This window comes from Arthrobacter sp. MDT2-3 (assembly GCF_059090465.1).
Window position 1 is genome coordinate 1 of the sequence record NZ_JBNHFS010000008.1, and the last position, 23,320, is coordinate 23,320.

Annotated in this window: 20 protein-coding genes and 1 pseudogene; 7 read left to right on the forward strand and 14 right to left on the reverse strand. The window is 65.0% G+C overall.

All coding sequences use genetic code 11. The features are described 5' to 3' along the window. The coding region (locus tag AC5RUQ_RS18875; RefSeq protein WP_493948833.1) for an HNH endonuclease at positions 1-579 on the forward strand (579 nt) is incomplete at its 5' end. Positions 580-591: 12 nt separating this feature from the next. Here AC5RUQ_RS18875 and hisS read toward each other — a convergent pair. After that, positions 592-1,962, reverse strand: a complete 1,371-nt coding sequence (hisS, locus tag AC5RUQ_RS18880) for a histidine--tRNA ligase (protein ID WP_493948834.1) — start codon at positions 1,960-1,962, stop codon at positions 592-594. A 229-nt stretch (positions 1,963-2,191) separates the two neighbouring features. Here hisS and AC5RUQ_RS18885 point away from each other — a divergent pair, with 229 nt between their 5' ends. The 3 genes from AC5RUQ_RS18885 (at position 2,192) to AC5RUQ_RS18895 (ending at position 5,532) form a co-directional block, all read left to right on the forward strand. Beyond that, entirely contained in the window at positions 2,192-3,004 is an 813-nt protein-coding gene (locus AC5RUQ_RS18885) for a peptidylprolyl isomerase (protein ID WP_493948835.1), read from the forward strand. Positions 3,005-3,071: 67 nt separating this feature from the next. After that, positions 3,072-4,691 carry a DUF349 domain-containing protein gene (locus AC5RUQ_RS18890; protein ID WP_493948836.1) on the forward strand — a complete coding sequence of 540 codons (1,620 nt, stop codon included), beginning with the start codon at positions 3,072-3,074 and terminating at the stop codon, positions 4,689-4,691. Between the two features lie 112 nt (positions 4,692-4,803). Beyond that, positions 4,804-5,532, forward strand: coding sequence for a type IV toxin-antitoxin system AbiEi family antitoxin (locus tag AC5RUQ_RS18895; protein ID WP_493948837.1), 729 nt, complete (start codon positions 4,804-4,806; stop codon positions 5,530-5,532). On the opposite strand, the gene AC5RUQ_RS18900 is transcribed toward AC5RUQ_RS18895, so the two are convergent. The 9 genes from AC5RUQ_RS18900 to pdxT all read right to left on the reverse strand — a co-directional run bounded on the left by AC5RUQ_RS18900 (position 5,413) and on the right by pdxT (position 15,330). Beyond that, positions 5,413-7,803, reverse strand: coding sequence for a RelA/SpoT family protein (locus AC5RUQ_RS18900; protein WP_256249729.1), 2,391 nt, complete (start codon positions 7,801-7,803; stop codon positions 5,413-5,415). The two genes, AC5RUQ_RS18895 and AC5RUQ_RS18900, sit on opposite strands and share 120 nt — an antisense overlap. Positions 7,804-7,935: 132 nt before the next feature. Next, positions 7,936-8,958 carry a protein translocase subunit SecF gene (gene secF, locus AC5RUQ_RS18905; RefSeq protein ID WP_493948838.1) on the reverse strand — a complete coding sequence of 341 codons (1,023 nt, stop codon included), beginning with the start codon at positions 8,956-8,958 and terminating at the stop codon, positions 7,936-7,938. Further along, positions 8,958-10,718, reverse strand: coding sequence for a protein translocase subunit SecD (gene secD, locus AC5RUQ_RS18910; protein ID WP_493948839.1), 1,761 nt, complete (start codon positions 10,716-10,718; stop codon positions 8,958-8,960). The genes secF and secD overlap by 1 nt, the downstream gene beginning before the upstream one ends. A 102-nt stretch (positions 10,719-10,820) precedes the next feature. Then, on the reverse strand, positions 10,821-11,225 hold the full coding sequence (yajC, locus tag AC5RUQ_RS18915) for a preprotein translocase subunit YajC (RefSeq protein ID WP_430226356.1): 405 nt from the start codon (positions 11,223-11,225) through the stop codon (positions 10,821-10,823). Positions 11,226-11,434: 209 nt separating this feature from the next. After that, complete coding sequence (gene ruvB / locus AC5RUQ_RS18920) at positions 11,435-12,523, reverse strand: Holliday junction branch migration DNA helicase RuvB (protein WP_493948840.1); 1,089 nt, start codon at positions 12,521-12,523, stop codon at positions 11,435-11,437. Continuing rightward, entirely contained in the window at positions 12,516-13,160 is a 645-nt protein-coding gene (ruvA, locus tag AC5RUQ_RS18925; RefSeq protein WP_493948841.1) for a Holliday junction branch migration protein RuvA, read from the reverse strand. The genes ruvB and ruvA overlap by 8 nt, the downstream gene beginning before the upstream one ends. Before the next feature lie 89 nt (positions 13,161-13,249). After that, positions 13,250-13,828, reverse strand: coding sequence for a crossover junction endodeoxyribonuclease RuvC (gene ruvC / locus AC5RUQ_RS18930; protein WP_493948842.1), 579 nt, complete (start codon positions 13,826-13,828; stop codon positions 13,250-13,252). Positions 13,829-13,860: 32 nt separating this feature from the next. Then, a complete protein-coding gene (locus AC5RUQ_RS18935; RefSeq protein WP_256249738.1) occupies positions 13,861-14,616 on the reverse strand; it encodes a YebC/PmpR family DNA-binding transcriptional regulator in 756 nt (251 codons plus the stop codon). 3 nt (positions 14,617-14,619) lie between these two features. Further along, a complete protein-coding gene (gene pdxT, locus AC5RUQ_RS18940; protein ID WP_493948843.1) occupies positions 14,620-15,330 on the reverse strand; it encodes a pyridoxal 5'-phosphate synthase glutaminase subunit PdxT in 711 nt (236 codons plus the stop codon). A 91-nt stretch (positions 15,331-15,421) separates the two neighbouring features. Here pdxT and AC5RUQ_RS18945 point away from each other — a divergent pair, with 91 nt between their 5' ends. Together AC5RUQ_RS18945 and AC5RUQ_RS18950 are read left to right on the forward strand one after the other, a co-directional pair. After that, positions 15,422-16,714 (forward strand): MurT ligase domain-containing protein, encoded by a 1,293-nt coding sequence (locus AC5RUQ_RS18945; protein ID WP_493948844.1) that lies wholly within the window; start codon positions 15,422-15,424, stop codon positions 16,712-16,714. Further along, complete coding sequence (locus tag AC5RUQ_RS18950; RefSeq protein WP_493948845.1) at positions 16,711-17,472, forward strand: type 1 glutamine amidotransferase; 762 nt, start codon at positions 16,711-16,713, stop codon at positions 17,470-17,472. The genes AC5RUQ_RS18945 and AC5RUQ_RS18950 overlap by 4 nt, the downstream gene beginning before the upstream one ends. Before the next feature lie 52 nt (positions 17,473-17,524). Here the strand turns inward: AC5RUQ_RS18950 and AC5RUQ_RS18955 are convergent, their stop codons facing one another. Next, positions 17,525-18,820 (reverse strand): CapA family protein, encoded by a 1,296-nt coding sequence (locus tag AC5RUQ_RS18955; RefSeq protein ID WP_493948846.1) that lies wholly within the window; start codon positions 18,818-18,820, stop codon positions 17,525-17,527. A 76-nt stretch (positions 18,821-18,896) separates the two neighbouring features. On the opposite strand from AC5RUQ_RS18955, the pseudogene AC5RUQ_RS18960 reads away from it, so the two are divergent. Further along, positions 18,897-20,913, forward strand: a pseudogene (locus tag AC5RUQ_RS18960) (M3 family metallopeptidase). Positions 20,914-21,046: 133 nt separating this feature from the next. Here the strand turns inward: AC5RUQ_RS18960 and pdxS are convergent. The 3 genes from pdxS to AC5RUQ_RS18975 form a co-directional block, all read right to left on the reverse strand. After that, positions 21,047-21,973, reverse strand: coding sequence for a pyridoxal 5'-phosphate synthase lyase subunit PdxS (gene pdxS / locus AC5RUQ_RS18965; protein ID WP_430225502.1), 927 nt, complete (start codon positions 21,971-21,973; stop codon positions 21,047-21,049). 145 nt (positions 21,974-22,118) lie between these two features. Beyond that, on the reverse strand, positions 22,119-22,742 hold the full coding sequence (gene pgsA, locus AC5RUQ_RS18970) for a phosphatidylinositol phosphate synthase (RefSeq protein WP_493948847.1): 624 nt from the start codon (positions 22,740-22,742) through the stop codon (positions 22,119-22,121). Continuing rightward, on the reverse strand, positions 22,732-23,319 hold the full coding sequence (locus AC5RUQ_RS18975) for an HIT family protein (RefSeq protein WP_430225503.1): 588 nt from the start codon (positions 23,317-23,319) through the stop codon (positions 22,732-22,734). The genes pgsA and AC5RUQ_RS18975 overlap by 11 nt, the downstream gene beginning before the upstream one ends. Between the last annotated feature and the right edge of the window lies 1 nt (position 23,320).

Consider the following 23,320-nt stretch of genomic DNA (forward strand, 5'->3'; position numbering starts at 1 on the left):
GTCCCCGGCAGCTGGGCCAGAAACGCGGTCATGGGAGCGTTTCGCTCAGAGCCTGTCGGCAGGGAAACAGCACCCCTGGAGAGTGCTGGGTTCAAGGTCTGGCTTCGCCGGCTCTACACCGCCCCAACCACCGGCGAACTGGTCGCGATGGACTCCAAGGCACGGCTCTTCCCACCGGGGCTCCGCCGGTTCATTCAAATCAGGGACGACACCTGCCGCACCCCCTACTGCGACGCGCCCATCCGCCACCACGACCACATCATCCCCTGGCACCAAGACGGCCCCACCAACAGCGGAAACGGACAAGGCCTCTGCGAAGCCTGCAACCACACCAAAGAAGCACCCGGATGGACAGCCACACCCATCCCGGGACCCCGACACTCAGTAGAATTCCGCACACCCACGGGCCACCGATACCGGTCACCAGCTCCCCCACTGCCCGGCACCCAAATGACCAGAACTAGCTTGACCGGCACCTTGGCGACCGCAGGGGCTGCTGCCCCGCACCACTGTCGTCAGCACCGGGAGCGCACCGCGGCACTTAAACGCGCCCACTTCAAGCAATCGGTGATGACGTAGAACGTCAGGTCCCTAAACCCCGGATGCCACCGGCACTGTTGAGGCCACTTGAACGGTCAGATCCTCCGACGGGGGGGTCCAGGTTTCCGGGAACGCGACCACCTGTTCGCCGGTGCGGATGTCCTTCACTTGGTGGGTGCCGTCGTCGTCCGTAAACCAGACGAAGGGGATGCCCCGGCGGTCGGCGAACTTGATCTGCTTGCCGAACTTCTCCGCCTTTGCCGCGACCTCGGTGGCGATCCCACGGCTGCGGAGCTGGGCTGCAACGTCCTGTGCCGCACTCCAGCTGTCATCGGAGGCGAGGGAAACGAGGACTGCGGTCGGAACCGATCGCGAGGCCCTGGCCAGTTCCTGGCTGAGGATGCGGGAGACCAGCCGGGTGACACCGATGGAAAGGCCCACCCCCGGAAACTTCCGGTTGCCCTTTGACGCCAGCGCGTCGTAACGACCGCCGGAGCAGATGGAGCCCAGCTGCTCGTGGCCCACCAGTACGGTTTCCACAACGGTGCCGGTGTAGTAGTCCAGGCCGCGGGCGATGCTGAGGTCAGCCACCACCTTGCCGGGGGCGCGCTGGACAGCCGCTTCGATCACCTGTTCCAGCTCGTTCAAGCCCTCATCCAGCAGCTCGTTGCTCACCCCCAGCGCCTGAACCTGTGCCACGAAGGATGTGTCCTCCGTGCGGATCGCAGCCAGCTGCAGCGCCTTCTGCGCCTGTTCGTCGGTTGCCCCCAGTTCGGCCTTGAGCAGGTCAGCCACCTTGTCCGGGCCGATCTTTTCGAGTTTGTCGATACTGCGCAGCACGCCGGCAGTGTCCTCGAGCCCGATGCCCCGATAGAAGCCCTCCGCGAGCTTGCGGTTATTGATCCGAAGGCGGAAGTCCGGGATGGGGAGGGCGCTGAGGGCCTCGGCAATCACCAGCGCGATTTCGACGTCGTACCGGAAGGGCAGCTCGCCGTCCCCCACCACGTCGATGTCTGCCTGTGTGAATTCACGGGCACGGCCTTCTTGGGGACGCTCACCGCGCCAAACCTTCTGGATCTGGTAACGGCGGAACGGGAAGGCGAGGTAGCCGGCGTTCTCCACCACATAACGGGCAAACGGGACGGTGAGATCAAAGTGCAGGGCAAGGGCGTGCGGATCGGCCTTGCCTCCCTTGACCGGATTGTCGCTCTCGTCCTCCTGCAGCCGGCTGAGGCCGTACACTTCCTTGTCAATCTCACCCTTGCGCAGCAGCTGGCCAACCGTTTCCACGGCCCGGGTCTCGATGGAAGAGAAGCCATGCAGCTCAAATACCCGGCGGAGCGTGTCCAGCACATGCAGCTCCACCAGCCGCTCCTCGGGAAGCCACTCGGGGAATCCGGACAGGGAGGCGGTGCGTGCCATGGTGGATTTTCTCCTCGTAGGTGTTGTGCCTGGGGACTTGCCCGGCATCCCGAAACGGGCCAGGAACGGCGGCAGTCCAGCCAGTCATGCATAAACTATGTGCGGCAGTCAGTTTATGCGTCATCCGCCGGCATCTCTAATGCGGCGGACCGTCAGGGCTCGGCCGTCAGACAACTGCGCCCGAGGCCTCACGCCACGCTGTGCAGCAGCCCGACAATAAGGAGGACCCTTGGCGGCCAGTTCACGCAGCGCCCGCGAAGCAAAGCGCCGCATCCAGCAGATGGAAGCCAAGCGCGAGCTGCGGCGGGACCAGGAGAAGCGTCGTAAGCGGGACAACGTCATCGCCGCCGGTGCCGGAACCGCCGCCGTTGTCCTCGCCGTCGTACTCCAGCTCACCGCTTTTGCCGGTAATCCGACTGAGGAGGAGTTCGCCGCAGCCGAGGCCGGGCTGACCAGCCCGTCCGCGTCGGCACCTGCGAGCCCGACTGCCCAGGCCACCAACGGCCCGAATATCCCGGCGGCCGAGACCGCTGCGGGCAAGACGTTCACCGGAGACCTGGTCCTTAACGGGAGCGCCCTCGCGGTGGAGCTTGACGGGACAACCGCCCCGCAGGCCGCCGCTGTTTTCAAGTCCCTCAGCGATGAGGGCTATTACAACGGAAAATCCTGCCACCGCCTCACCACCGGCGAGACCTTTGGGCTGCTGCAATGCGGCGCCTCCGGCCCTGAGGGCCAGGGCGATCCTGACTACACGTGGGGACCGCTAGAAAACACCCCCGCGGACAACACTTATCCCGCCGGAACTGTCGCCGTAGCCCGTACGGGCAATAACGCCTTTGGGAACGGACAGCAGTTCTTTATCGTCTACAAGGACACGGTCATCCCGGCCGATACCGCCGGCGGGTACACGGTGGTGGGAAGGGTGACCTCCGGCCTGGAAGTGGTGTCGAACATAGCTTCCGCCGGAATTACGCCGGGCAGCAGCGACACAGACGGCGCACCTGTGGAACCAGTCACGATAGACTCGTTTTCTCTGAAGTAGGAGGCCCGGCCCCGGCGGCTGCGGCGCAGGACCTGAGTATTTTCCTCCAAGCGAAAGACTTTTAGCGGTGACAGACAGTCAGAAATCCGACGAAACAGCAACAGACCTGACCGAGACGACGGCATCTGCCGCCGACGACGCAGCATCTGAAGCAGCCACCACCCTGGCAGCGGAGGCCCCGGTGGAGAACGCCGCGGAGAGCAACGCCCCGGCAGCGGAAGCCCCGGCGGAGAACGCCGCGGAGAGCAACGCCCCGGCAGCGGAAGCCCCGGCGGAGAACGCCGCGGAGAGCAACGAACCAGAGGGCAACGAACCGGAGAGCAGTGCCCCGGCAGCGGCGCCCCGCCCGGCGCCCTCCCCGGCTGCTTTTGCCTCCCGCCCCAAGCCCGCTGCCGCACCTGCCGCAGCACCGGTCGCACCAGCGCCGTCCACTTCGCTGGCGGAAGCCTCGAAATGGGGACGCGTTGAGGGCGACGGACACGTTTTCCTGACCATCGACGGCGCCGAGCACCCTGTCGGCCAGTACCCGGACGTCAGTGACGACGAAGCCCTGGCGTACTTTGCCCGGAAATACGACGACGTAGTGGCCCAGATTGTGCTGCTCGAGCAGCGCGTCAGCTCCAAGGCCCCGAGCACCGACATGCAGAAGACCGTCACGCACCTCCGCGAACAGCTGGCCGAGCGGAATATGGTGGGCGACCTCCGGTCCGCGGAGGCGCGCCTCGACGAGCTCTCCACCCAGATTGCTGAGCTGGAAAAGGCGGAAAAGGCTGAGCACGAGGCCGTCCGCGCCTCCGAGCTCGCCGCACGCGAGGCGATCGTTGCCGAAGCAGAGCAGATTTCCGGCCAGGACCCGGCCCAGACGCAGTGGAAGACCTCCAGCGCCAGGATGAACGAACTCTTCGAGAGCTGGAAGACTGCCCAGAAGAGCGGAGTCCGGTTGGGACGCAGCAACGAGGACGCCCTGTGGAAGCGCTTCCGTGCTGCGCGCACCGTCTTTGACCGGCACCGCCGTGCCTACTTCTCACAGCTGGACAGCAACAACTCCGCTGCCAAGTCGGCCAAGGAAAAGCTGATCGCCGAAGCGGAAGCGCTGTCCACCTCCACCGACTGGGGTTTCGCCGCCGGCGAGTACCGCCGCCTGATGGACCAGTGGAAGGCCTCCCCGCGCGCCAGCCGGAAGGACGACGACGCCCTGTGGGCACGGTTCCGGGCCGCCCAGGACGTCTTCTTTACAAACCGCCAGTCCGCTAATGACGAGATCGACCAGGAGTACGCGGCAAACCTCACGGTCAAGGAAGCCCTCCTGACCGAGGCCAACGCGATCCTCCCCGTGAAGGACCTCGGGGCCGCTAAGAAGGCCCTGCAGTCCGTTCGGGACCGCTGGGAAGAGGCCGGCAAGGTCCCCCGGGCAGACATGGGACGCATTGAAGCCGGACTGCGCAAGGTTGAGGACGCAGTGCGCCACGCTGAGGAAGAACAGTGGCAGCGGTCCAACCCTGAACGGAAAGCACGCACCAACAGCGCCCTCTCCCAGCTGGAATCCGCCATCGCCGGGCTGCAGGACGACCTCGCCAAGGCCGAGAAAACCGGCGACCAGCGTCGGATCAAGGCCGCGCAGGAAGCCCTTGAAGCACGGCAGGCGTGGCTTGACCAGATCCAGCGTTCGGCCAGCGAGCTGTCCTAGGCTTATCGGTCGGCCCATACACGCCGCCACTTACTCCAGGCCCGGCCCCGGTTATCCACATATCCGGTGCCGGGCCTGTGCCTGTTAAGCGCAGGCGCGGCAGGATGGGTGGATGGCGAATCCATCAACTCCTCCCTCCGCCAAGGACCATGTCCAGGGCGGAGAAGCAGCACCCCGTTTTCCTGAGTTGTACGCCCCTGGCATGCCTTTTGCGTCGCCGGAGCTGCAATCCTTGGCCTCGGACGGCCTGCTGGAACGTTTCCATCAGCACGGCTACACGTTGCCCGGTGCCACAGCCTCCCCGCAGTTGCGGGCACGGGCTGCAGCGGGGGCCGTCCCCGCGGCTGTCCGCCAGCGGGTAGTCGCGGGCCGTATGACAGCGGCATGGATTTACGGCTGCGCGGGCGAACCGGACCGGATTGCCCTCCTGGTGGACGCGAAGCGGCGGGTTTCAAGCCTCCGGAACACCAGGGGCTGCACCCTGCACGAGGTGAGGCTTGGTCCCTTTGACGTCGTCAGCCTCGGCGGCCTGATGGTCTCCAGTCCCCTGCGGACTGCCCTTGATGTCGCCATTCATGTGGAGGCCGAACGCGCCATTCCCACGCTTCAGGGGCTGCTCGCCCGCCCGCAGAACGATGTGCGCCTGCGTTTGCTGGTACTTGCCATCGAGGCCAGCCCCCGCGTTCCCCATAAGAAAGCAGCGCTGGAGAAGTTGGCCATGCTAGCTCCGGCGCTTGTTCCCGGTGGTGCGGTAGACGTCGAAAACCCCGTCAATGCGACGGACGGCACTAAGGACGTGGTGCAGATACTTGGGGTCCCCCATCTCGAAGGCGAACTTTGAGATGGCCACCCGGTCCGTGGAGGTATGGACGCTCGCTGCGAGGATGTTCACGTGGTTTTCGGACAGCACACGCGTCACGTCGGACAGCAGGGATTTGCGGTCCAGCGCCTCCACCTGAATTTCCACCAGGAACACGCTGGACTGCGTGGGCGCCCAGTCCACGTCAACGATCCGGTCCGGCTGGTCCTTCAGGTCCGAGATGTTGGTGCAGTCGGTGCGGTGTACTGACACCCCCGAGCCCCTGGTCACGAAGCCGAGGATGGGATCCGGCGGCACAGGAGTGCAGCAGCGGGCAAGCTTCACCCAGACGTCACCGACGCCGCGGACCACAACGCCTGAATCGGAGAACCGTGCCTTCGTTACCTGGGTGGGGACGCTGACTTCGGTGATGTCGTCGTCGGTGCTTTCGTTGCCGCCGAGACTTTCGACGAGCTTCTCCATGACCGACTGCGCGGAGGTGTGGCCGTCGCCAACGCCGGCGTACAGGCCGGAAATGTCAACGTACTTGAATTCCTGCGCTACTGCGGCCAGGGCCTCGTGCGTCATCAGGCGCTGCAGGGGAAGATTCTGCTTCCGCATGGCCCGGGTCAGCAGTTCCTTGCCGCGGTCGATCGCCTCTTCACGGCGTTCCTTGCTGAACCACTGCCGGATCTTGTTGCGGGCCCTGGCACTCTTGACGAAATGCTGCCAGTCCTGGCTGGGTCCGGCGCCTTCGGCCTTGGAGGTGAAGATCTCCACCCAGTCGCCGTGGTTCAACTCGCTGTTGAGCGGAACCAGCTTCCCGTTGACCCGGGCGCCGATGGTCCGGTGCCCCACCTCGGTATGGACGGCATACGCGAAGTCCACCGGAGTAGATCCAGCCGGCAAGGCCATGACCTCACCCTTGGGCGTGAAAACGAACACCTCACGGGCGTTGATCTCGAACCGGAGCGAGTCAAGGAACTCGCCAGGATCCGACGTTTCCTGCTGCCAGTCCACCAGCGACCGCAGCCAGCCCATGTCGCCGTCGCGGGGGCTGCCCGGGCCCACGGCAGTCCGGTTGGGCTGGTCCTTGTACTTCCAGTGTGCCGCCACGCCGTATTCGGCGCGGCGGTGCATCTCGTGGGTCCGGATCTGAATTTCCACCGGCTTGCCGCCCGGGCCGATCACGGTGGTGTGCAGCGACTGGTACATGTTGAACTTCGGCATCGCGATGTAGTCCTTGAACCTGCCGGGCAGCGGGTTCCACCGCGAGTGCATGGTACCAAGGGCTGCGTAACAGTCCCGGACGGAGTCCACCAGGACACGTACACCCATGAGGTCGTTGATGTCGTCGAAGTCCTTGTCGCGGACAATCATCTTCTGGTAAATCGAGTAGTAATGCTTGGGACGGCCCGTGATGGTCGCCTTGATGCGGGCAGTGCGGAGGTCTTCCGTGATCTGGTCGCGGATGACGCTCAGGCTCTTCTCCCGCTCAGGGGTCCTGTCCCCCACCATGCGGACAATCTCTTCGTACACCTTCGGGTACAGCGCCGCGAAGGAGAGGTCTTCCAGTTCCCACTTGATGGTGTTCATACCCAGGCGGTGTGCAAGCGGGGCAAAGATTTCCAGCGTTTCCCGGGCCTTGCGGGCCGAAGATTCGGCGGACACAAAACGCCACGTGCGGGCGTTGTGAAGCCGGTCCGCCAGTTTGATCATGAGGACGCGGATGTCCTTGGCCATGGCCACGACCATCTTGCGCACGGTCTCGGACTGCGCTGCTTCCCCGAAGCTGACCTTGTCCAGCTTGGTCACGCCGTCAACGAGCATGGCCACTTCAGGCCCGAAATCGCGCTTCAGGTCGGCAAGGGTGTACGGGGTGTCCTCGACGGTGTCGTGCAGGAGAGCCGCCGCCAGGGTTGTCCCGCTCAGGCCCAGTTCGGCAAGGATGGTGGCCACCGCAACAGGGTGGGTGATGTAGGGATCGCCGCTCTTGCGCTTCTGCCCCCGGTGGCTTTGCTCCGCCACGTCGAAAGCGCGCTGGATCAGGTCAAAATCCTCTTTGGGATTGTTGGCCCTGACCGTCCTCAGCAGCGGCTCGAGGATGGGCGAATAATTGGCCGCGCCGCGTCCTGTCAGCCGGGCAAGCCTGGAGCGGGTGCGCTCCCTACGGCCCGGGAACGTGGGGCGGGACCCGGAGTTGTCCACGGGAACCAACGAACCCGGACGTGCGGAAGCAGCCGCACCGGTCTGCAGACCGGAAGGACTTTTATCTCCCTGTGCCGTTGGCACCGACGCCGAACGTTCTTCCAATGAAGCACCCCTCACCACCGTTTAATTACTTCAGTCTATTCCTCCGCCGGGGGACTTTTTAAACCGGCCCTTAAAACAGGACGGGCCGGGCCGTGTCAAGGTTCTGACACGGCCCGGCCCGGCACCAGCGGCTTAGGTTTGGGCCGGCTCCACCGCCGTTGCTCCAGACCTGGAAGCAGCCTCGGCACGGCGGTGCTCCACCCGCTTGGCCTGCCTGACCAGATCGGGCTCGTTCTGGCGCAGCCAGGCGTACATGGGGGCCGCGACGAAAATCGTGGCTGCGGTGCCAATCAGGATGCCGACGAACAGCGCAAGAGATAGGTCGCGCAGGGTTCCCGCGCCCAGCAGGCCCGCACCAATGAACAGGATGGCACCCACGGGGAGGATCGCCACCATCATGGTGTTGATCGAGCGGACCAGGGTCTGGTTCACCGCCAGGTTGACTTCCTCAGCAAAAGTGCGCCGGGTTGAGGCGTCCAGGTCCGCGGTATTCTCGCGGATCTTGTCGAACACCACCACCGTGTCGTACAGCGAGTAGCTGAGGACGGTCAGGAACCCGATAATGGCGGACGGGGTGACTTCGAAGTCGCTGAGGGCGTACACCCCTGCCGTGACGAACATCGTGACCACCATGCCGGCGATTGCCGAGAGTGACATCTTCCAGGTGCGGAAGTACAACGCCATCAGCACCGCGGCCAGGAGCACAAAAATCACCAGGCCGATCAGTGCCTGCTTGGTTACGTCTGCACCCCACGTCGGACCCACGAACGTTGACGTCACTTCGTTGTCCGTGACGCCGTACGCCGCGGTCAGGCCCTCCTTGATGCGAAGGGTTTCGTCGTCGGTCAGTTTGTCGGTCTGGATCCGCATGGTGGTCCCGGCCACGTTGGCTACGCGCGGAACGCTGCCCTCCACCACATCCGTGACGGCCTTTTCGCCCAAGGCCGCGTCAGTCGTCTGGACGTTTGAGACGGTGAACTCGGACCCGCCGCGGAACTCGATGCCGAGGTTGAAGCCGCCCTTGGCCACGGGAATCAGGATGGACAGGGCAACGGCAACCGCCGCAATGATGAACCAGATCTTCTTGGCGCCCACAAAGTTGTAGGAGCGTTTGCCTGTGTAGAGCTCGTTGCCGAAATTCGCGAAGCTTGGCATTACTTGTTCTCCTTCGCTGCAGACTTGGAGGAGCCTGCGAGCTGCTCCTGCTTCTGCGCCATCCGGCGTTCGGCAATGGTCATCCGGCGCTCTGCCTCGGCCGCGGCACCGGCATTCTTGGTGCGTACCACGGCGGCAGGCTTGTCTTCGGGCGTACGGATTCGGCCTGCACCACGGTAGAGCGGCACGGCGCCCAGACGCTTGGGGTCGAGGCCGGACAGCCGGTGGCCTTCACCAAAGAACCTGGTGCGTGCCAGCAACTGCAGGGTGGGGTGCGTGAACATAAACACCACAATGAGGTCGGCGATGGCCGTGAGGCCAAGGGTGAAGGCAAAACCACGGACGTTGCCCACCGCTACGAAGTACAGGACCAGGGCTGCAAGGAGGTTGACGGCCTTGGAAGCCAGGACGGTGCGCTTGGCCCGCTTCCAGCCGTTTTCGACGGCGGACACCAGGCCGCGTCCCTCACGGAGCTCATCGCGGATGCGCTCGAAGTAGACGATGAATGAGTCTGCCGTCTGGCCGATGGCGACGATGATGCCGGCCACTCCGGCCAGGGACAACCGGTAGTTTTCGGTCCAGCCCAGGATGGCGATGGCGAGATAGGTCAGTATGCCGGCCACCACCAGCGAGGCAATGGTCACGAAGCCGAGGGCCCGGTACTGGAAGAGCGAGTACACCACCACCAGCAGCAGGCCGATCACGCCCGCGAGGAGGCCCATGCGCAGCTGTTCGCCACCGAGGGTGGCAGAGATCTGCTGCTCACTCTGGATCTCGAAGCTGATGGGCAGGGCGCCGAAGCGGAGCTGGTCGGACAGGGCCTTGGCGCTCTGTTCCGTGAAGCCGCCGGTAATCTGGGGCCGGCCGTCAGTAATGACGGCAAGCGAGCGGGGCGCGGAGATCACCTGGTCATCCAGCACAATGGCGAACTGGGCCTTGGGGTCGTTTCCGGTATCGCCGCCGGCAGCCACGTAGAACTGGTTCAGGCGTTCGGTGACCTCTTTGAACTTGGCGGTGCCTTCGTCGTCGAACTGGATGTTGACGGCCCACTCGTTAGTGACGGCGCCCTGTGCGCCCTGCTGGAGCTGGAAGGAGGACGTGACGATGTTGCTGCCCTTGACCTCTACCGGACCGAGGATGTACTTGATGGCCGGGTTCGTTCCGGAGGCGGGCTCACAGGTCACCAGCGGCTTGGCCGGATCCGAGCGTTCCTGCTCGTCCTGGGACGGGTTGTCGCAGTCAAGGGCTTCGAACTGGCGGTAGATTTCCGGCGTGATCCAGTTGGTGTCGCTGCTGTTGGCGGGTTCCGCCGTCGGCTTAGGCAGTTGGTCCTCGGGAGCCCGCGACTCCTCCGGGACGGGTGCGCCCGCACCGTTGAGGAGGACCGGGCGGAAGTTCATGTCCGCGGAAGCCTGGATGAGGTCGCGCGTCTGGCTTGAGGGGGTGCCTGGAAGGCTGACCACCACGTTGCGCCCCGACTGGGTGCTGATCTCTGCTTCAGCGACGCCGGAACCGTCCACGCGCTGGCGGATGATGGCCACAGCCTGGTTGAGCTGTTCTTCGTTGATGTCCGAACCGCCCTCGACCTTCGGCGCCAGAATCATCTGGGTGCCGCCTTCGAGGTCCAGCGCCAGCTTCGGCGCCCAGCTCGCCTGTCCGGCCATGGTGCCGCCGGCAAGGACAGCAGTCAGCACGGCGAGGATTACGCCGAGCCAGACCAGGACCCTGAGGCCCGGTTTCTTAAGGCCAGTTCGTGCCATTGTTGATCTTTCTCTTATTCACGGAGGAACCGCCGGTGCATGCTTGGTGCCGGCACCGGCGGCGATCCGCAGCCGTAGAGGTGTTGTGTAGAACCAGCGGGACTAGTTGTCCTTCTTGCCCTCGTCATTGAGTCGCTTCAGGGTCTCGTCCGGGGTCTCCACTGACGCGGACTGGGTGCCGGTTTCGCGGGCGGTGAGGGATGAAGCGTCATCCGGCACGGCGGGCACAGCCGGTGCGTCCTCGTCGGAAACCGCGACGGGCTCCACGATCTTGGTGACGGCCTGGCGGTGCACCGTGGCGAGGTTGCCCGGGGAGAGTTCCAGGGTGACCTTGTTCTCGACGTCGTCCATGTCGACGATGCGGCCGAAAAGACCGAAGCTGGTCATGACCTCAACGCCCGGAGCGAACTGCGATTGGAGTTCAGCCTGCTGCTGCTGCGTCTTCTTGTTGCGGCGGAACATCATGAAGATGAACACGCCAAGCATGACGAAGAGGAGTATTGACATTAGATCCAAGGGAGAAATCCGTTCTATTGCGTGCCTGGCCGGTTACCGGCGACGTCCGATGAGTTCCGTCCGCTGGCCGGACTGGCGGACAGAAAACCTGACGGATTTCCTTCTCCGCCGGAGCAGCCGCATTCTGGTGGCTGCAGGAACAAAGACCCGAACGTGCCGAGCGTCATACCAGTCTAAAGGGAAAAGCTGAAGGGAGCCTGTTATTGGCTCTGCGGGGCCCAGTCTTCCTTGCCGTCAGCGTCGTCGCCGGCCGTTTCGAACAGGTCCAGCGGCTCCTGCCCGAAGACCCCGGCAGGGATGGCGTAGCCAAGGTGGGTCCAGGCGGGGGCCATGGCGATCCGGCCCCGAGGAGTGCGGCCCAGGAGTCCCTCGCGGACCAGGAAGGGTTCGGCCACCGTTTCCACGGTCTCGGTTTCTTCGCCGACGGCGATGGCCAGGGTGGACAGCCCGACAGGGCCGCCGCCGAACTTGGTGATCAGCGCCTCCAGGACTGACCGGTCGAGCCTGTCCAGTCCTTTTTTGTCCACTTCGTACATATCCAGCGCAGCTGACGCCGCCCGCGCGTCGATCTGTTCGATGCCGTGGACCAGCGCCCAGTCGCGTACCCGCCGCAGCAACCTGTTGGCGATGCGGGGCGTGCCGCGTGAACGGCCGGCGATTTCGCTGAAGCCGGCGGAATTGACCTTGAGGTCCAGCAGACCCGCGGAGCGCCGCAGGACGAGCTCGAGCTCGGCGACGGAATAGAACTCAAGGTGCCCGGTGAAGCCGAAGCGGTCGCGCAGCGGCCCGGGCAGGAGGCCGGCGCGGGTCGTAGCGCCAACAAGGGTGAACGGCGGAAGTTCAAGCGGAATCGCCGTGGCACCGGCTCCCTTGCCCACCACGATGTCCACACGGAAGTCCTCCATGGCCATGTAGAGCATTTCTTCTGCCGGCCGGGACATGCGGTGGATCTCGTCCAAAAACAGGACCTCGCCCTCCGACAGGGAGGAGAGGATGGCCGCCAGGTCTCCGGCGTGCTGGATGGCGGGGCCGCTGCTGATCCGCAGCGGGGCGTTCATCTCGGACGCAACGATCATGGCCAGCGTGGTCTTGCCGAGGCCGGGCGGGCCGGAGAACAGCACATGGTCCGCGCTCCGGCCCCGCATCCGGGAGGCCTGCAGCACCAGGGAAAGCTGCTTGCGGACCCGGTGCTGGCCCACGAAGTCGTGCAGGTTCTTGGGCCGGAGGGCGGCCTCGATGGCGCGCTCCTCCGGCTCCTCCCCTGCGGCCACCACTGACGGTTCAACCACGGCTGCCTACGCGGTTGCCGGCGCGGGCCCCGTCCTGGCCCAGCCAGCGAAGGGTGGTCCGCAGGATCTCCGGGACATTGCCGCGGAACGAGACCTCGGGATCATCGGCCAATGCCTTGTCGATACTTGCCGACGCGTCCTTTTCGGACCAGCCGAGGCTGGTCATGGCCGCGACCACTTGGGGCTTCCAGGCAGCCTCTGCAGGGGTGGGCGCGCTGGCCGTGCCACCGGTGCCGTGCGGAACCAGCTTTCCTGCGAGTTCCAGGACGATCCGGCCGGCGACCTTGGGCCCGATACCGGGCACCTTGGTGAACGTTTTGCTGTCCCCGGTATGTGCAGCCACCCGGATAGCTTCCGGGTCATGGACAGCGAGAACCGCCAGGGCAAGCCGCGGCCCCACCCCGCTGACACTGAGCAGGACATCGAAAACTTCCCGCTCGTCGTCGGACGCGAAACCGAAGAGGGTCAGCGAATCCTCCCGGACGATCAGGGAGGTAAAAAGCTGCCCCTCCTCGCCCGTGCGGAGCCGGCTGAGGGTCTGCGGCGTGGCGTTGACGCTCATGCCCGCGCCATTGAGGTCGATGACGGCCGTGGACAGGCCAACGTGCGCTACGGTTCCGCGGAGGAAACTGATCAAGGGCCTGGCTCCTGTTTACTGCCGGGCTCCAGGAATTGGACCGGCGATCCGAACATATCTACGAATACCCTAGCAAGCAGCCAGGACAATCAGCGTGCGCGCCGCACCTTCGCTTCGGCTTCAGCCCACGCTCTTTGGGCCGGCGTGAGCGAAGAACTGCCGGGCCCGGTGGTGGCAACGGCCGCGCCGCTGCCGGCGCGCCAGGCATGCGTGATGGCCAGCGCCAGGGCGTCCGCCGCGTCGGCCGGGCGCGGCGGCGCGTCCAGCCGCAGGATCTTGGTAACCAGCTTGGTTACCGCATCCTTGTTGGAGGATCCGCTGCCGGTAACTGCGGCTTTGACTTCCGACGGCGTGTGCAGTGCCACCGGGATCCCGCGCCGCGCGGCAGCGGCGATGACCACGCCGGACGCCTGGGCCACCCCCATCACGGTGCTGACGTTCAGCTGGGAGAAGACACGCTCGACGGCGAGCACCTGGGGCTCGTAACGGTCCAGCCATTCGTCGATTGCCAGCGCGATCACCAGGAGGCGCTGGTCCAGCGTTTCGTCCGGAGAGGTCCCGACCACCCCAACGGCCACCATGGTGGCACGCCTGTTCCGTTCGACGTCCACCACGCCGATGCCGCAGCGGGTCAGTCCGGGGTCAACCCCCAGTACGCGCAGCGTCACGGGCGTCCGGTTTCAGCATGCAAGGCCGGGCGTCACTCGGATTCCAGGGCAGCCTGGACTTCGTCGCTGAGGTCGGCGTTGCTGTAGACGTTCTGCACGTCGTCGAGGTCTTCGAGGGCGTCTGCGAGCTTCAGGAACTTGCGGGCGCCGTCGACGTCGAGTTCCACCTGCATGGAGGGGACAAACTCCACCTCGTCGGTGTCGTACTCGATGCCGGCTTCGTTGAGTGCCTCGCGGATGGCCTGCAGGTCACCCGGTTCGGAGTGGATCTCGAACGTTTCCCCGTTGTCCTTGACTTCCTCCGCGCCGGCGTCCAGGACTGCCATCAGGACGTCGTCCTCGCTGAGGCCGTTCTTGGGCAGGTTGACAACGCCTTTGCGGGCGAAGAGGTAGCTCACGGATCCGGGGTCGGCGATGGTGCCGCCGTTGCGTGAGATGGCCAGGCGCACCTCGGAGGCGGCACGGTTCTTGTTGTCCGTGAGGCACTCGACCAGCAGCGCGGAGCCCTGCGGGCCGCGGGCTTCGTACATAATTTCCGTGTAGTCAACCACTTCACCGGTGAGGCCGGCGCCGCGCTTGATGGCACGGTCGATGTTGTCGTTGGGGACCGAGGTCTTCTTCGCCTTGGTGACGGCAAGTTCCAGGCCGGGGTTGCCGGCGAGGTCCGGGCCGCCCATCCGGGCTGCAACTTCGATGTTCTTGATCAGCTTGGCGAACGACTTGGCGCGGCGGCTGTCAATGATCGCCTTCTTGTGCTTGGTCGTCGCCCATTTGGAGTGGCCTGACATGCTTTACGCTTCTCCTCTGATCATGCGGATAAAAAGTTCATGTACGCGTTTTTCCCCGGTCACTTCCGGATGGAAGGAGGTGGCCAGCAACTGGCCGGAACGCACTGCAACAATTCTAGCCGTCCCGGGCAGCGGGACCGCGTGGGAGGCGTGCTCCGGATCCGCCGGTTCCACCTGGGCAAGGATCTCCACGTCCGGGCCGACGCGTTCCACCCAGGGGCCCCGGATGAAGACGGCGTGGACCGGAGGAACACCGGTTTCGGTGGCGCTGAAATCGAGTCCCTTGAAGTCAAGGTCCGTTTCGAAGGACTCGCGCTGCCGGCCGAACGCGTTGCGCCGGACGGTGATATCAAGTCCGCCGAAGGTCTGTTGCGGAGCTCCGGCGAGGTCTGTGGCTGGATCAGCGATGTCCGCGGCGAGCAGGATCATGCCGGCACAGGAACCGTAAACGGGCAGGCCCTCTGCAATCCGCTCCCGAAGGGGTCCCGCGAGGTCGAAGGCGCGGGCGAGCTTGTCGATCGCGGTGGATTCACCGCCAGGAATGATCAGCCCGTCCAGGCCGTCCAGTTCCTTTGGACGGCGGATCCCGACGCCCTCGGCTCCGGTTGCTTCGATGGCATGGAGGTGCTCGCGGAAGTCACCTTGAAGCGCCAGCACGCCGATCCGCAGGCCCGAGCCCACGCGCGCGGAAGCAGCTGAAGGGGAATTTGTCATCCATCCAGCATACGGGGCGCGGCCTTCCCGACCGGCGCCGGAGACCCGCCCCGACGGCCCTTGCATGCCGTTGCTGGGATATATTCGAAGCATGCTCTACTTCAGTGTTCCGCTCGGCAAGCTGGTCCGCCGGGTGTCCCGGCTACGGGGCGGCGGCTCTGCCCTGCCCGGGCTGGTGGTCGAAAAAATCGATCCCGGCTTCATGCGGCGGACCCTCACCACGCTGCCCCACGGCGTGGCCGTGGTCAGCGGTACCAACGGCAAAACAACCACCACCAAAATGGTGGTGGAGCTGCTGGAGAGCCAGGGGCTGAAGGTTTTCACCAACCGCACCGGCAGTAACTTCACGAGGGGCGTCGCCGCCGCACTGCTGGGTGAAGTGGACTGGCGGGGCCGGCTCGATGCCGACGTCGCCGTCCTGGAGCTCGACGAGGCCCACGCCGTGCACTTCGTCAACAGCGTCCCGCCCCGTTACTGCCTGCTCCTGAACGTCCTCCGCGACCAGCTGGACCGGTTCGGTGAGATCGACAAGACGGCCCAGCTGCTCCAGCACATCGCCGCCAAGACCACCGGAACAGTGGTGCTGAACCGGGAGGACCCCCGCGTCGCCAGGATCGCCAGCACCCTGACCGGGCAGGACGTCAAGTACTTCGGCCTGGACGATTCGCTGCTGGGCACCTTCCCCAACGACGACGACATGCGCGCCGCTCCCGGAAGTCCCGCTCCGGCGGGCCTTCCCGAGAAGCCTGCCGCCGACGTCGTCCTCCGCAAAGTGGGTGCGGACACCGCCGAATTTGAGTACGACGGCGTCACGGTCACCACCGGGATGAAGCTTCGCGGCGTCTACAACATCTTCAATGCGGCGGCGGCACTGACCCTGGCCCGCAGCATTTGCGGCGGTGGCGCAGCCACCGCCGACCACGACACCCTGCTGGCCGCACTCGCCCAGGTTGCGCCTGCCTTCGGCCGCGGGGAAAGCCTCACGGTCGATGGGCAGCCCCTAGACCTGGTCCTGGTCAAGAACCCCAGCGGGTTCCGGCTTGGCTTGAAGTCCTTCCCCGCCCGCGGCTATGCCACCATGATTGCCATCAACGACAACTACGCCGATGGCCGGGACATGTCCTGGCTGTGGGATGTGGAATTCGACTCCCTGCGAGAGGGCGGAGTGGACCAGCTCACCGGCTCCCGCGCCTACGACATGGCCTTGCGCCTGCAGTACGACGACGTGCGGATCGGCGGGGTCGAGCCCGAGATTACGCCTGCCCTTGCCTCCTTTATTAGGGAAGCCCAGGGCAAGCCGAAGCGCATCTTCTGCACCTACACAGCCATGCTGGCCATCCGCCGCGAGCTGTCCAAAATCACCACCGTGGAGGTTGTCTCTTGAGCCAGTCAGGCGCGGATCCTGCAACGGATAGCTCCGCGAGCAAGGGCACCATCCGGATAGTCCAGCTCTACCCCCGCGACATGAACATCTACGGCGACTGGGGCAACGCCCTGGTCCTTCAGCAACGCATCAGATGGCACGGTTACACCCCGGAACTGCTCGAATACAACGTTGGTGATCCCTTCCCAAAGGACGTGGACATCATCGTGGGCGGCGGCGGCCAGGACAGCGGCCAGCTGGTCATCCAGGACGACCTGCAGGCACGCGCGGGAGCGCTGAAGGACCTGGCTGAGGACGGCGCGCCGATGCTGGTCATCTGCGGGCTGTACCAGCTTTTCGGACGGTTCTTCAAAACGCGCACCGGAGCAGTAATTCCCGGCATCGGCATTCTTGACGTGGAAACCCACGGCACTGAGGAGCGCCTGATCGGCAACGTCAAGGTGGCTACGCCCGAGTTCGGCGAGGTGCTGGGTTACGAGAACCACAGCGGGCAGACCACGCTCGGCAACGGGGTGCGGCCGCTCGGCACGGTAGCCAAAGGGACAGGAAACAACAGCAGCGACGGCCACGAAGGTGCCCGGTACCGCAACATCGTGGCGAGCTACCTGCACGGGTCGTTGCTGCCGAAGAATCCAGCCATTGCCGACTTCCTGATCCGGACGGCGGCCGAGCGGAAGTACGGCACATTCCAGCCCGGCCACCCGGATGACCATTACGCGGAACTGGCGAGGGAACACGCGGCGCGCCGCCCGCGCTGACTGGCACAGCGTCGAGCGGCCGACGGCGGCCCGCACCTTTTGGCGGCCAGGCTTAGGGTTCGCGGGTTATCAGGAGTTCGTGGGCACCCGCTGCCCCCGCACCGCGGGATTCCACCACCGTGCTGGTCCGCTGCCTGGTGGCGATGTCCTCCTCGGGACCGGCACACTGTCCCTGCGGCGCATCAGCGGCGACGGAACACCAGCGGTACGGGTCGCGGACAATCACCGATGGCGCCCACGCCAGGTCTGTGGCCGACCACTTTCCTGACACGTCCTGGCCAAACTGCGCCCTCACCAGCAGGCCCTCGTTATTGACCACGTACCAGGGAGACAGCTCCGTGACGCCGTTGCCCAGGCCGTACACAATCCAGGTGCCTTTGTAGTTTTCGATGGGCAGCACCGAGTGGGTGTGGTGGCCATAGACCAGGTTGAACTGCCGGCTGTCCACCAGGGCACGCGCCACCTCCTCCTGCTGGGCGTTCGGTTCGCTGGCGTACTCATCACCCGCGTGCATGGCGGCCAGGACAATGTCCGCCCCCAACGTCCTTGCCTTTTCGGCCTTGGCAATCATGGATGCGGTGTCCAGCATGTCCACCTGCCAGGGATATTCAGGGACCAGTCCGTTGAGCCCGTACGTGGCTTGGATAATGGCGACTTTTGCTGCCGCCGTCTGCATGATGAGGATGCCGTGGGATTCGCTTTCAGTCCGGTAGGAGCCTGTGTGTTTAAGGCCGGCAGCATCCAGGGCGTCCAGGGTGCGCAGCAGCCCGTCGGTGCCACGGTCAATGGTGTGGTTGCTGGCGGTGGTGCAGGCCTGGTACCCCACGTCCTTGGACGCGGTGATGATCTGGGGCGGAACATTGAACGACGGGTACGCAGAAAACGGACCGTCCGGGCCGGCCACCGGCGTCTCCTGGTGGCAGATGGCGAGGTCGCTGTTGTTGATGTACCTGCGTTGCCCTTCCAGGAGTGGCCCAAAATCCATGCCCGGCTTGCCGGCGGCTGCGGCGTCCTGCTGCGCCTGTTGCCAGAGTTGGGTGTGGATCAACATGTCGCCGGTGACCAGCACGGTGGTGCACCGGACCATTGGGCAGGCCGGGCCCTTACCCGGCGTGGGTGTGGGGGTGGGTCTAGGTGTGGCTGTGGGGCTAGGGGCAGGACCGGTGTCCGTGAGCGACGCGATGCCCGAACCCGGACTCTGTGGAGCAGACTCCGCCGTCCGCAGCGGCTGCCCGTCCTGTTCCGCCACGAGGCCGCAGCCTGCCAGCACAGCAGCCGCGACCAAGGCCACTGTCGTGGACCCGGCACGCGAGGCAGCACCTCGCCAGGTAATCCCCATAGCGGTCATTCTAGGCAACGCCCACGGACGCCACGAGCATTTGAGGGACGTTGAGAAGGTGCGGCCTGTGTGGAAGATTTACCTCATGACAAACCCCCTGCTCACTCCGAGCATGCTCCCGTTCGCACTGCCCCCGTTCGTTCGTGGACATAGAGGCATCCCACTATGCCCAGGCGGCTGAGGCAGGATTCGCGGAGCACTTGGCCGAAGTCCAGGCGATCGCGGAGAACAGTGATCCCGCCACGTTTGAGAACACGGCAGTGGCGATGGAACGCTCCGGCCAATTGCTCCAAAGGGCTGCTGCGGCGTTCTTCACCCTGGTCTCTGCCGACGCGTCTGACGAAATCCAGGACCTGGAAACCCAGCTTTCACCGCGCTTTGCAGCCCACCAGGACGAAGTGTTCCTGAACCGGGCCCTGTTCGAGCGCTTCGCTGCCATCGATTCAACGGGTCTTGATCCGGAGTCGGCACGTCTGGTGGATGAGTATCTGAAGGAGTTCCGGCAGACAGGCATTCAGCTGGACGGTCCCGGGCAGGAGCGGCTGCGGGAGCTCAATGCCGAGCTCTCCAGGTTGGGAACCGAATTCGGCCAGCGGGTCAAGGAGGGGATGAAGTCCGCGGCCCTGCTGCTGGAGGACCCCGCAGACCTGGCAGGGTTGCCGGCCGACGACATGGCCGCCGCCGCAGAAGCAGCCCGTGCGGCCGGCCATGAGGGGAAGTTCCTCCTGACGCTGATCCAGCCCACCAACCAGCCGGCCCTCGCCGTTTTGGAGAACCGCGACGTCCGGCGGCGGCTGTTTGAAGCCTCCGTGGCCCGCGGGAGCAGCGGCGGAAACCTCGACGTGCTCGAACTCGCCAGGTCCATGGCCGCCCTGCGCGCCGAAAAAGCTTCGCTGCTGGGCTTCGCCAACTACGCCGAACTGGTGGTGGACCGGCAGACAGCACCGGATTTCGAGTCGGTGCAGTCGATGCTGAACCGCATGGCCCCGGCCGCGGTCCGCAATGCGGACCGCGAGGCCGCGGCTCTGTCGGAGGCAGCCGGGCGCGCTTTGGAGCCCTGGGACTGGGCGTTCTACTCCGCGAAGGTCCGGCGGGAAAAGTACGACGTGGACGAGCAGGCCCTCCGGCCCTATTTCGAACTGGACAGGGTCCTGGCCGACGGCGTCTTCTTCGCTGCCACATCCCTCTACGGCATTACCTTCCACGAACGGAAGGATCTCTCCGGTTACCACCCCGACGTGCGGGTCTGGGAGGTCCGGAATGAGGACGGCAGCGCCCTCGGGCTGTTCCTCGGCGATTACTACACCCGTGAATCCAAGCGCGGCGGGGCCTGGATGAACTCCCTGGTGGAACAGTCTGAACTGCTCGGTACCAAGCCAGTGGTCATCAACAACCTAAACATCTCCAAGCCGCCCGCAGGCGAACCGACGCTGCTGACGTTGGATGAGCTGCGGACCACGTTCCATGAGTTCGGGCATGCCCTGCACGGGCTGTTCTCCAGTGTCACCTATCCGCGGTTTTCCGGCACCTCGGTTCCGCGCGATTTTGTGGAGTACCCGTCCCAGGTCAACGAGATGTGGATCATGTGGCCGGAGGTGCTGGCCAACTACGCGAAGCACTACGCCACCGGCGAGCCGCTTTCCCAGGAAATCGTGGACAAACTGAACGAATCACGGCTCTGGGGTGAGGGCTTTGCCACTACCGAATACCTGGGGGCGGCGCTGCTGGACCTGGCCTGGCATGTCCTGGGGAGCAGCGAAATCCCCGAGGATGCACTGGCGTTCGAGGACAAGGCCCTGGCGGCTGCCGGAATCGCCCATGCGCTGATTCCGCCGCGCTACCGCACGGGATACTTCCAGCACGTCTTCGCGGGGGCCGGCTACGCGGCCGGCTACTACTCGTACATCTGGAGCGAAGTGCTGGACGCCGAGACGGTGGACTGGTTTACCGAAAACGGCGGCCTCACCCGGGCTAACGGTGCATGTTTCCGGCAGGAGCTCCTGTCCCGGGGAAACAGCCGCGACCCACTCGAGTCCTTCCGCACCCTCCGGGGCCGCGAAGCAAAACTGGAGCCCCTGCTGAAGCGCCGAGGCCTGGAGTAAACCTCCCCAAGCCCAAAAAGTACGACGCCGGTCCCCCAGCAGAGAAAGGTGAGGAACCGGCGTCGTACATAAAGACGCAAGGCGACCGCTTAGCGACGCCCGGCGCCCCAAAGGCGACCAAAGAGGGCGGAAATTACCAGCCGCGCTCAGCCAGGCGGTGCGGCTGAGGGATCTCGTCGACGTTGATGCCCACCATGGCCTCGCCCAGGCCGCGGGAAGCCTTGGCGATAACGTCGGGGTCGTCGAAGAAGGTGGTGGCCTTAACGACGGCGGCGGCGCGCTGGGCGGGGTTGCCGGACTTGAAGATGCCCGAACCGACGAACACACCGTCGGCGCCGAGCTGCATCATCATGGCAGCGTCGGCGGGGGTGGCGATGCCGCCGGCGGTGAACAGGACCACGGGAAGCTTGCCGGCCGCGGCAACTTCCTTGACCAGTTCGTACGGGGCCTGCAGTTCCTTCGCCGCAACGTACAGCTCGTCCTCGGGCAGGGCTGCGAGCTTGGCGATCTCGGAACGGATCTGGCGCATGTGGCCGGTGGCGTTGGAGACATCACCGGTGCCGGCCTCGCCCTTGGAGCGGATCATCGCCGCGCCCTCGTTGATGCGGCGCAGCGCCTCACCGAGGTTGGTGGCGCCGCAGACAAAGGGAACGGTGAAGTTCCACTTGTCGATGTGGTTGACGTAGTCGGCCGGGGTCAGGACCTCGGACTCGTCAATGTAGTCCACGCCGAGGGACTGCAGGACCTGGGCTTCGACGAAGTGACCGATCCGGGCCTTGGCCATGACCGGCACGGACACGGCGTCGATGATCTTGTCGATCATGTCCGGATCGGACATGCGGGACACGCCGCCCTGGGCGCGGATATCGGCCGGAACGCGTTCCAGCGCCATTACTGCAACGGCACCGGCGTCTTCGGCGATGCGGGCCTGTTCGACGTTGACGACGTCCATGATGACGCCGCCCTTGAGCATCTCAGCCATGCCCCGCTTCACACGGCTGCTGCCCGTGACGCTGTTCGCGGAGGAACCGGCTTCGCTGCTTACATCAGGTGTAGACACAAAAACCCCTATGGGTAGATAGATGACCTTCGCCGGGGGTGCAGGGCGGCACGGAGATGCCATATGTACACACACCGGGTTGCCGGATCCATTGATCGGGCAGTCCTAATACTAGTCTTACCGCGCCCGGCGGGCTTAATTCGTGTTAATCGGCAGGCGATGGTTCAGCGAGTGCCTGGCGGCGTACGGACACCATGCGCTGGATCACGGTGATGAGGCTGGCGAGGGCGAGCAGGATCAGTGTCACCAGCAGCACCACGTGCGGCAGCCCAAGGCCGGTGAATCCGGTCACCACCAGCACGGAAACAAGGCGTTCAGCGCGTTCTGCTATACCGATGTTGGCCGTGAACCCCAGCGACTCCGCCTTTGCCCTGGCGTAGGAGACCACCATGCCAAGGACAAGGCAGACGGTAGCGGACATGGCGATCGGAACATTCGCGCCGCCGGTGAAGAACCAGACGGCCAGGCCGGCGAAAAGGGCGCCGTCGGCGATCCGGTCCAGGGTGGAGTCGAGGAAGTTGCCCCAACGGCTGCCCACCGCTTGCATCCTGGCCATGATGCCGTCCAGGACGTCGGAGAAGATGAACGCGGTGATGAACAGTGTTCCCCACCAGAGCTGGCCCATCGGATAGAAGACGAGGGCTCCCACCACCACACCGGCGGTACCGATGATGGTCACGGCGTCCGGTGAGACGCCGATTCGAAGGAGCCAGCGGGCGAGCGGGGTGAACAGCGCGGTGAAGAACCCGCGGGCGTGCTTATTCAGCATCCGTCTCCCCGGGCCAGGCGTCGGCGACCTGCTGGCGGACCTCGTCAAGGGTCTGCGTGATCGCCTTGGTCTGGGCGATGATGGGGAAGAAATTCCCGTCACCGCCCCAGCGCGGAACAATGTGCTGGTGCAGGTGCGCGGCAATGCCCGCTCCGCCCACCACGCCCTGGTTCATCCCCAGGTTGAATCCGCCCGGGTTCGCTACTTTCCGCAGCACCCGCATGGCGGTCTGGGTCAGCTCGGCGAACTCCGCCGTCTCCTCGACGGTGAGGTCCGTGTAGTCGGGAATATGGCGGTAGGGACAGACCAGGAGGTGCCCCGGATTGTAGGGAAAAAGGTTCAGCACCACGTAGCAGGTCTTTCCCCGGTAGACGATCAGCGCATCTTCATCGGTCCTTGCCGGTCCGACACAGAAGGGACAGTCGTTTTCGTTCTTGAACTGGTGCTGGCCGCCCTTGATGTAAGCCATGCGGTGCGGAGTCCACAGGCGCTGGAAGGCGTCCGGGACACCGGCGAGGTCAAAGTCGTCGGTTACGCCGGCATCGCCTGGATATCCTGCGCCTGTGTTCTCCTGCACG

Excerpts from the sequence above, each read along its gene's own strand:
- pgsA (WP_493948847.1), bottom strand. The coding sequence starts at position 22,742 with ATGCTGAATAAGCACGCCCGCGGGTTCTTCACCGCGCTGTTCACCCCG.
- pdxT (WP_493948843.1), bottom strand. The coding sequence starts at position 15,330 with ATGACAAATTCCCCTTCAGCTGCTTCCGCGCGCGTGGGCTCGGGCCTG.
- AC5RUQ_RS18895 (WP_493948837.1), top strand. The coding sequence starts at position 4,804 with ATGGCGAATCCATCAACTCCTCCCTCCGCCAAGGACCATGTCCAGGGC.
- yajC (WP_430226356.1), bottom strand. The coding sequence starts at position 11,225 with ATGTCAATACTCCTCTTCGTCATGCTTGGCGTGTTCATCTTCATGATG.
- secD (WP_493948839.1), bottom strand. The coding sequence starts at position 10,718 with ATGGCACGAACTGGCCTTAAGAAACCGGGCCTCAGGGTCCTGGTCTGG.
- hisS (WP_493948834.1), bottom strand. The coding sequence starts at position 1,962 with ATGGCACGCACCGCCTCCCTGTCCGGATTCCCCGAGTGGCTTCCCGAG.
- AC5RUQ_RS18935 (WP_256249738.1), bottom strand. The coding sequence starts at position 14,616 with ATGTCAGGCCACTCCAAATGGGCGACGACCAAGCACAAGAAGGCGATC.
- secF (WP_493948838.1), bottom strand. The coding sequence starts at position 8,958 with ATGCCAAGCTTCGCGAATTTCGGCAACGAGCTCTACACAGGCAAACGC.
- AC5RUQ_RS18955 (WP_493948846.1), bottom strand. The coding sequence starts at position 18,820 with ATGACCGCTATGGGGATTACCTGGCGAGGTGCTGCCTCGCGTGCCGGG.
- AC5RUQ_RS18945 (WP_493948844.1), top strand. The coding sequence starts at position 15,422 with ATGCTCTACTTCAGTGTTCCGCTCGGCAAGCTGGTCCGCCGGGTGTCC.